The 6,994-nt window shown below is 71.1% G+C and carries 8 protein-coding genes and 1 pseudogene; 6 read left to right on the top strand and 3 right to left on the bottom strand.

The features are described 5' to 3' along the window. Positions 1-40 precede the first annotated feature (40 nt). Positions 41-814, bottom strand: coding sequence for a SigE family RNA polymerase sigma factor (locus tag HET64_RS34475; RefSeq protein WP_215111188.1), 774 nt, complete (start codon positions 812-814; stop codon positions 41-43). 182 nt (positions 815-996) lie between these two features. Here HET64_RS34475 and afsQ1 point away from each other — a divergent pair, with 182 nt between their 5' ends. The 5 genes from afsQ1 (at position 997) to HET64_RS34450 (ending at position 4,801) form a co-directional block, all read left to right on the top strand. Beyond that, on the top strand, positions 997-1,674 hold the full coding sequence (afsQ1, locus tag HET64_RS34470; RefSeq protein WP_006127084.1) for a two-component system response regulator AfsQ1: 678 nt from the start codon (positions 997-999) through the stop codon (positions 1,672-1,674). Then, positions 1,671-3,200: a HAMP domain-containing sensor histidine kinase gene (locus HET64_RS34465; protein ID WP_215111187.1), complete on the top strand. Its 1,530-nt coding sequence runs from the start codon at positions 1,671-1,673 to the stop codon at positions 3,198-3,200. The genes afsQ1 and HET64_RS34465 overlap by 4 nt, the downstream gene beginning before the upstream one ends. Next, positions 3,197-3,832 (top strand): hypothetical protein, encoded by a 636-nt coding sequence (locus tag HET64_RS34460; protein WP_215111186.1) that lies wholly within the window; start codon positions 3,197-3,199, stop codon positions 3,830-3,832. Before HET64_RS34465 ends, HET64_RS34460 begins: the two co-directional genes overlap by 4 nt. Positions 3,833-3,928: 96 nt before the next feature. Continuing rightward, positions 3,929-4,501, top strand: a complete 573-nt coding sequence (locus HET64_RS34455; protein WP_215111185.1) for a VanZ family protein — start codon at positions 3,929-3,931, stop codon at positions 4,499-4,501. Between the two features lie 93 nt (positions 4,502-4,594). Beyond that, positions 4,595-4,801 (top strand): PspC domain-containing protein, encoded by a 207-nt coding sequence (locus HET64_RS34450; RefSeq protein WP_215111184.1) that lies wholly within the window; start codon positions 4,595-4,597, stop codon positions 4,799-4,801. Positions 4,802-4,953: 152 nt separating this feature from the next. Here HET64_RS34450 and HET64_RS34445 read toward each other — a convergent pair whose 3' ends face one another. Further along, on the bottom strand, positions 4,954-5,256 hold the full coding sequence (locus tag HET64_RS34445) for a hypothetical protein (protein ID WP_215111183.1): 303 nt from the start codon (positions 5,254-5,256) through the stop codon (positions 4,954-4,956). A 134-nt stretch (positions 5,257-5,390) separates the two neighbouring features. Beyond that, complete coding sequence (locus HET64_RS34440) at positions 5,391-6,545, bottom strand: adenosine deaminase (RefSeq protein WP_215111182.1); 1,155 nt, start codon at positions 6,543-6,545, stop codon at positions 5,391-5,393. Between the two features lie 187 nt (positions 6,546-6,732). Here HET64_RS34440 and HET64_RS34435 point away from each other — a divergent pair. Further along, a pseudogene (locus HET64_RS34435) lies at positions 6,733-6,994 on the top strand (alpha/beta hydrolase); the annotation flags it as partial.

Genomic DNA, 6,994 nt, shown 5'->3' with positions numbered 1-6,994 from the left:
CCCGTGGCCCCCGCCTCCCCCGAGACGAAGGGCCCAGCCTTCAGGCCACCAACTCGCCGAAGGACTCCTGCTCGTCACGTCCGAAGCTGAGGACCTCGTCCTCGCGCAGCCGGCGCAGGGAGCGCCAGATGCTGGACTTCACCGTGCCGACACTGATGTCGAGGATCGACGCGATCTCCGGGTCGGTGCGGCCCTCGTAGTACCGCAGGACCAGCATCGTGCGCTGGAGTTCGGGCAGCCGGGCGAGCGCCTGCCACAGCACCGCCCGCAGCTCCGTGCCGCGCATCGCGTCCGTGTCGCCCACCGTCTCCGGCAGCTCCTCGGTCGGGTATTCGTTGAGCTTGCGCCTGCGCCAGGCGCTGATGTGCAGATTGGTCATGGTGCGGCGCAGATAGCCGCCGACCGCCGCCTTGTCGCTGATCCGGTCCCACGCCCGGTAGGTCGAGAAGAGGGCGCTCTGCAACAGGTCCTCGGCCTCGAACCGGTCACCGGTCAGGTGGTAGGCGGTCGCGTACAGGGAGGCCCGTCGCTCCTGGACGTAGGCCGTGAACGCCGCTTCGGCGTCCGCGTCTCCCGTCCGGGCCGTGCGGTCCCCCGCGGCTTCCCCGTACGCGCTCGCCGCCCCCTTGGGCGCGTCAATCACCGTCATGTACGGCATGCGCACCTGCTCCGCCACCGTCTGGTGCTGACGCCCGGCGCTCCGAACACACCCCCGTACGTTTACGTTCATCGCGCCGGACTTCTCCGTGCTCCGCCCGACGTCGTGGAGACGCGTGACAACTGCGCTTGAGCTGGTGCTGTGCAGTGCGTTCATCTCGCGCCCCCTATCGGTGGAGTCCGTTCGTTCCCTGTTGTCGAAGAGCTTGCCGGGGCAGTTTCATGACGCTGTCCCCCGACTGTCACAGGCCTGTCACAGGGGTGGTCGGGGCCGTGCCCGGACAATCGGAGGGGGCCACAGGTCGAACTGAAGCGCCACCATGGGCCAGAATGACGTTCGTGCCTTTCCTGTTGCTGATCGAGGACGACGACGCCATCCGCACGGCCCTCGAACTCTCGTTGTCACGCCAGGGCCACCGTGTGGCCACCGCGGCGACGGGAGAGGACGGCCTGGAGCTGCTGCGCGAGCAGCGGCCCGACCTGGTCGTGCTGGATGTGATGCTGCCCGGGATCGACGGTTTCGAGGTGTGCCGGCGGATCCGCCGCACCGACCAGCTGCCGATCATTCTGCTGACCGCGCGCAGCGACGACATCGACGTCGTGGTGGGACTGGAGTCCGGCGCGGACGACTATGTGGTGAAACCTGTCCAGGGACGGGTGCTCGACGCCCGGATCCGGGCGGTACTGCGCCGGGGGGAGCGCGAGTCGACCGACTCGGCGACCTTCGGCAACGTGGTGATCGACCGCTCCGCCATGACCGTCACCAAGGACGGTGAGGATCTGCAGCTCACGCCGACCGAGCTGCGGCTCCTGCTGGAGCTGAGCCGCAGGCCCGGCCAGGCCCTGTCCCGGCAGCAGTTGCTGCGCCTGGTGTGGGAGCACGACTACCTGGGCGACTCCCGTCTGGTGGACGCCTGTGTGCAGCGGCTGCGCGCGAAGGTGGAGGACGTGCCGTCCTCGCCGACCCTGATCCGTACGGTGCGGGGCGTCGGCTACCGGCTGGACTCGCCTCAGTGACCGAAACCGCCAAGCGGTCCCTGCGCGCCGGTCTGCGCTGGACCAGTCTGCGGCTGCGCCTGGTCGTGGTGTTCGCGCTGGTCGCGCTGACGGCCGCGGTGTCCGCTTCGGGGATCGCCTACTGGCTCAACCGCGAGGCCGTGCTGACCCGTACGCAGGACACCGCGCTCGACGACTTCCGGCGGCAGATGCAGGAGACCGCGGCGGGGCTGCCGACCCGCCCCACCAAGGACGACCTCCAGCGGGCCGCCGGGGAGATGGCGTCCAGCAGTCCGGGGTACAGCGTGCTGCTGGAGGCCGAACGCGAGCGCGGCAAGCCGATCGTGGGCTACTCCGACCTGGACACCTTCACCCGGGCCGATGTGCCGGACTCGTTGCAGAAGCAGGTGGCCCGCAAGCAGTCGCTGACGTCGAGCAACGAGCACGAGTACCACCTGTTCTGGCAGCGGACGAGCATAGCGGGCACGCCGTATCTGGTCGCCGGTACGCGGATCATCGGCGGCGGCCCGACCGGCTACATGCTCAAGTCCCTCGACCAGGAGCGGCAGGACCTCAACTCGCTGGCCTGGTCGCTGGGGATCGCCACCGCCCTCGCGCTGGTCGGCTCGGCGCTGCTGGCGCAGGCGGCCGCGACGACGGTGCTGCGTCCGGTACAGCGGCTCGGCGACGCGGCCCGCAAGCTCGGCGAGGGCAAGCTCGACACCCGGCTCGTGGTCTCCGGCACGGATGAACTCGCCGATCTCTCCCGTACGTTCAACAGAACGGCCGGCTCGCTGGAGAAGAAGGTCGCGGACATGAGCGCGCGGGAGGAGGCGAGCCGCAGGTTCGTCGCCGACATGTCGCACGAGCTGCGGACCCCGCTGACCGCGATCACCGCGGTGGCCGAGGTGCTGGAGGACGAGGCGGACACCCTCGACCCGATGATCGCGCCCGCCGTGCATCTGGTGGTCAGCGAGACCCGGCGGCTGAACGACCTGGTGGAGAACCTGATGGAGGTGACCCGCTTCGACGCGGGCACGGCCCGGCTGGTGCTGGACACGGTCGACGTCGCCGACCAGGTGACCGCGTGCATCGACGCGCGGGCCTGGCTGGACGCGGTGGACCTGGACGCGGAGCGCGGCATGATGGTCCGGCTCGATCCGCGCCGGCTGGACGTGATCCTGGCCAACCTGATCGGCAACGCCCTCAAGCACGGGGGTTCGCCGGTGGGCGTACGGGTGCGGACCGAGGGCGAGGAGCTGGTCATCGAGGTGCGGGACCACGGTCCCGGCATCCCCGAGGACGTGCTGCCGCACGTATTCGACCGGTTCTACAAGGCCAGCGCCTCCCGGCCGCGGTCGGAGGGCAGCGGGCTGGGCCTCTCCATCGCCATGGAGAACGCGCACATCCACGGCGGTGACATCACGGCGGCGAACTCCCCGGACGGCGGTGCCGTCTTCGAACTGCGGCTGCCGCGCGACGCCGAGAAGCTCGCGCACCACGACGAACCGGGCGCGGGGGCCCCGGGCGAGGACGGGGCGACGTGAGGCGAGGCGATGTCACGTACCGGCGAGGCCCGCTCCGGCGGCGTACGGCAGCCTCGCTGGCGGCCGTGCTGGCGGCCGCGGCGCTGGTCTCCGGGTGCGGGATCCGTACGACCTCGGTGCCGGTGGACGCGGGGGCCGCGCCCTCCCGGGTGCCGTGCCGGCTGTCCTCCTCGGACGTCGCCACCCGGTCGCCGGACAGCGTGAGCACCACGGTGTATCTGGTGTGCACCTCGCAGCTGGTCACCGCGGAACGTCCGGTGGCGGCGGACGCGACCGGCACCGACCCCCTGGTGGTCGCCCGGGCGCTGCTGGAGGAGGTCCAGCAGGCGCCGCCCGCGAACGAGCGGCGGGCCGGGTTCACCACCGCGGTTCCGGCGGGGCTGCGGGTGGCCCCGGCACGGGACGGCGACCCGGCGGGCGCCGTGCGCCTCAGCAGCCAGCCGGAGGACCTGTCGGCGGAGGCGCTGGCCCAGCTGGTGTGCACGTACGCGGAGAGCGAGACGCTGGTCCGGGACGGCTCGGTGGTCCTGGGCGGGCCCGGGGACTACCCGCCGCGCGGCTATCTGTGCACCTCACAGACGAAGTCCCGGCCGGGCGACCTGGCCACGCCGGACGGCGTCCGGCTGGACTGACGCGGGTTCCGGGCGGTCCGCGGGACCGCCCGGGAGAGCCGCCCGGGAGGCGGGCCGCGGCGGCGCGGAACCGATCCTGCCGGTCGCGGCGTCTTGGTGGACGTGCGTCACAGTTCGGACGGCGAGACCGTCATCCACTTCCGCGCGGCGGGGGTCACTCTCCTTGCCGCGCATCTGCTGTTCGTCGGGTGGCTGACGCTGCGCCCGCTGGACGTTCCCTGGATCACGGCGGCGAATTTCGAGCCGCTCGCCGGGATCAGGGCGGACCTCGCGCTGGGACCGGCCGAGGCGGCCCGCCGGATCGGCGGGGCGTTGTTGCTGCTGGCCCCGCTGGGGGTGCTGCTGCCGATGGCCGGGGGCCGGATCTTCGTCTCCCCCTGGGTCTCCCTGCTGCGTACGGTCGCCGCCGGGGCGCTGATCTCGCTGGCCATCGAGCTGGGCCAGACCGGGGTGCCCGGTCAGATCGTCGACATCGACTCGCTGCTGCTGAACACCACCGGGGTGGTCCTGGCCCATCTGCTGGTCGTCCCGGTCTGCCGGGCGCGGCTGCGCCGCCGGGGCGTCCCGGGGGTACGGGACCTGCCCTACTACCGACAGGAGACCCGTCTCAGGGACGAGTCCCCTGGGGGGTCGACCCCGACGATTACCGGGGTTGGCCTCGCCCCGTAGAGCGATGCTTTGTCCCCCTTCGCGACGCACCATGGATACATCGGGGAGCGCACCAGGCCGCTCCTCACGCAACGGTTCGCGAAGGAGCCCACCATGGCCGCACTTGTCCGCCCCCGCGAAGGCCGCATGATCGGCGGAGTGTGCGCGGGCCTCGCCCGGCGCTTCGGTATCTCCGCCAACACGATGCGCGTCATCTTCGTCGTCTCCTGTCTGCTGCCCGGCCCGCAGTTCCTGCTCTACCTGGCGCTGTGGGCGCTGCTGCCGTCGGAGAAGTCCGCCTCCTCCGCGACGGCCTGGTGACGCGCCGGACCACGGGGAGCGAGAACGCGCGGTGGGGCGCACACCTTGATCAAGGTGTGCGCCCCACTGGCATGTACGGGCGGCGCGGGTGGCCCGCGCGGGCCGGGTCGGCCGACAGGCTCTCAGAGGCTGCCGGGGCGCCCGACAGCCTCTCAGCCGCCGAGCGGGATCCCGTTGGCGGTGAGGCCCTTGGTGGGCAGTCCGCCGAGGAGGCCGGTGACCGGGGCGGCCGCGTCGGTGGCGTCGCCACCGAGGACCTTGCCGACGGTCTCCTGGACCGGCGCGTTCTGGGCCGACTTGGCGACGGTGTCGAGCGCCATCGTCGAGACGGGGAGCACCCCGGCAGCGGCCTCCAGCGGCAGCGAGGGGACGGCGGAGGCGCTGCCGGCGGCGGCAGCGGCGAAAGCGGCGCCGAGAGCGGCGACACCGAGAGTCTTGGCAGCAGACTTCTTCATGGAGAATTCATCCTTGGGGAAGGGGATGTGAGCGGCTCTGCAAGCTAGCCATCCCGCTGCCCCTATCGCAAACATCCCGACATGCGGAAAAGGGCCGGGATGTCACTTCCCGGCCCTTTCGCCTTTCGGGGAACTCAGCCCGCGGAGACCGCGGAACCGCTGGTCACAGCGGTCTGGCGGAAGAGCCACTCGGACTTCAGCTCCGCGTATCCGGGCTTGACGACGTCGTTGATCATGGCGAGACGTTCGTCGAAAGGAATGAAAGCTGATTTCATCGCATTGACTGTGAACCACTGCATGTCATCGAGCGTGTATCCGAAAGCCTCGGTCAGCCGCTCGAATTCCCCGGTCATGCTCGTGCCGCTCATCAGCCGGTTGTCCGTGTTCACGGTGATCCGGAAGTGCAGCTTGCGCAGCAGTCCGATCGGGTGCTCGGCGTACGAGGTGGCCGCACCGGTCTGGAGGTTGGAGGTCGGGCACATCTCCAGCGGGATGCGCTTGTCCCGTACGTAGGAGGCGAGGCGGCCGAGGGAGACCGAGCCGTCCTCGGCGACCTCGATGTCGTCGATGATCCGGACCCCGTGGCCGAGGCGGTCGGCGCCGCACCACTGGAGGGCCTGCCAGATCGACGGCAGGCCGAAGGCCTCGCCCGCGTGGATGGTGAAGTGGTTGTTCTCGCGCTTGAGGTACTCGAACGCGTCGAGGTGGCGGGTGGGCGGGAACCCGGCCTCGGCGCCCGCGATGTCGAAACCGACGACGCCCTGGTCGCGGTAGCTGTTGGCGAGTTCGGCGATCTCCAGCGCGCGGGCCGCGTGCCGCATCGCGGTGAGGAGGGCGCCGACGCGGATGCGGTGGCCGTTGGCACGGGCGACGCGCTCGCCCTCGCGGAAGCCCTCGTTGACGGCCTCGACGACCTCTTGGAGGGTCAGGCCGCCCTCCAGGTGCTGCTCGGGGGCGTAGCGGATCTCGGCGTAGACGACGCCGTCCTCGGCGAGGTCCTCGGCGCACTCGGCGGCCACCCGGAACAGCGCGTCACGGGTCTGCATGACGGCGCAGGTGTGGGCGAACGTCTCCAGGTAGCGCTCCAGCGAACCGGAGTCGGCGGCCTCGCGGAACCAGATGCCGAGCTTGTCGGCCTCGGTCTCGGGGAGGGAGTCGTAACCCTGCGCGCGGGCCAGCTCGACGATGGTGCCCGGCCGCAGGCCGCCGTCGAGGTGGTCGTGGAGCAGCACCTTGGGGGCGCGCCGGATCTGGTCGGAATCAGGGACATTCGGGGTCTGGCTCGTCATCTTGGCACTCTAGCGCCTACGCGCGTAGAGCGCCTGGTGTCGATGCGTAACAGTGACCGCGAAGTCGGGTGGAGTACACCTCTCCTTCTGACACTGTTCTGTCATGGGACAGCGCGCACTCTCCTCGCCCGATGCCAGGCTGGGACGGGCCGTTCGGACGGCCGGAACAAGGGACGAGGTCAGCGGCGTGGTGCTGCTGCTCCCGGACGGCCGGGCCGACTCGCACCGTCGCCCCTCCCCCCTCTCGTACGCGGTACAGCTGCCGTTCGCGCGCTCCCTGGCCCGCGCCGGGGTGGGCGACGGGCTCGCGGTGCACGTGCTGCACTACCGCCGCCGGGGCTGGAACGCGGACGACGCGCATCCCTTCGAGGACGCCGCGTGGGCGGCCGACGAGGTCCAGCGCCGGTACGGCGACGTGCCGGTCTGCCTGGCCGGCCACGGGATGGGCG

The sequence above is a fragment of the Streptomyces sp. McG3 genome (assembly GCF_018619185.1).
GTDB lineage: Bacteria > Actinomycetota > Actinomycetes > Streptomycetales > Streptomycetaceae > Streptomyces.
The sequence above is the reverse complement of the archived record's forward strand: the minus strand, read 5'-3'. Positions and strand labels throughout refer to the sequence as shown.

Coding starts and splice junctions, on each gene's coding strand:
- HET64_RS34440 (WP_215111182.1), bottom strand. CDS start 6,545: ATGACGAGCCAGACCCCGAATGTCCCTGATTCCGACCAGATCCGGCGC.
- HET64_RS34450 (WP_215111184.1), top strand. CDS start 4,595: ATGGCCGCACTTGTCCGCCCCCGCGAAGGCCGCATGATCGGCGGAGTG.
- HET64_RS34445 (WP_215111183.1), bottom strand. CDS start 5,256: ATGAAGAAGTCTGCTGCCAAGACTCTCGGTGTCGCCGCTCTCGGCGCC.
- HET64_RS34475 (WP_215111188.1), bottom strand. CDS start 814: ATGAACGCACTGCACAGCACCAGCTCAAGCGCAGTTGTCACGCGTCTC.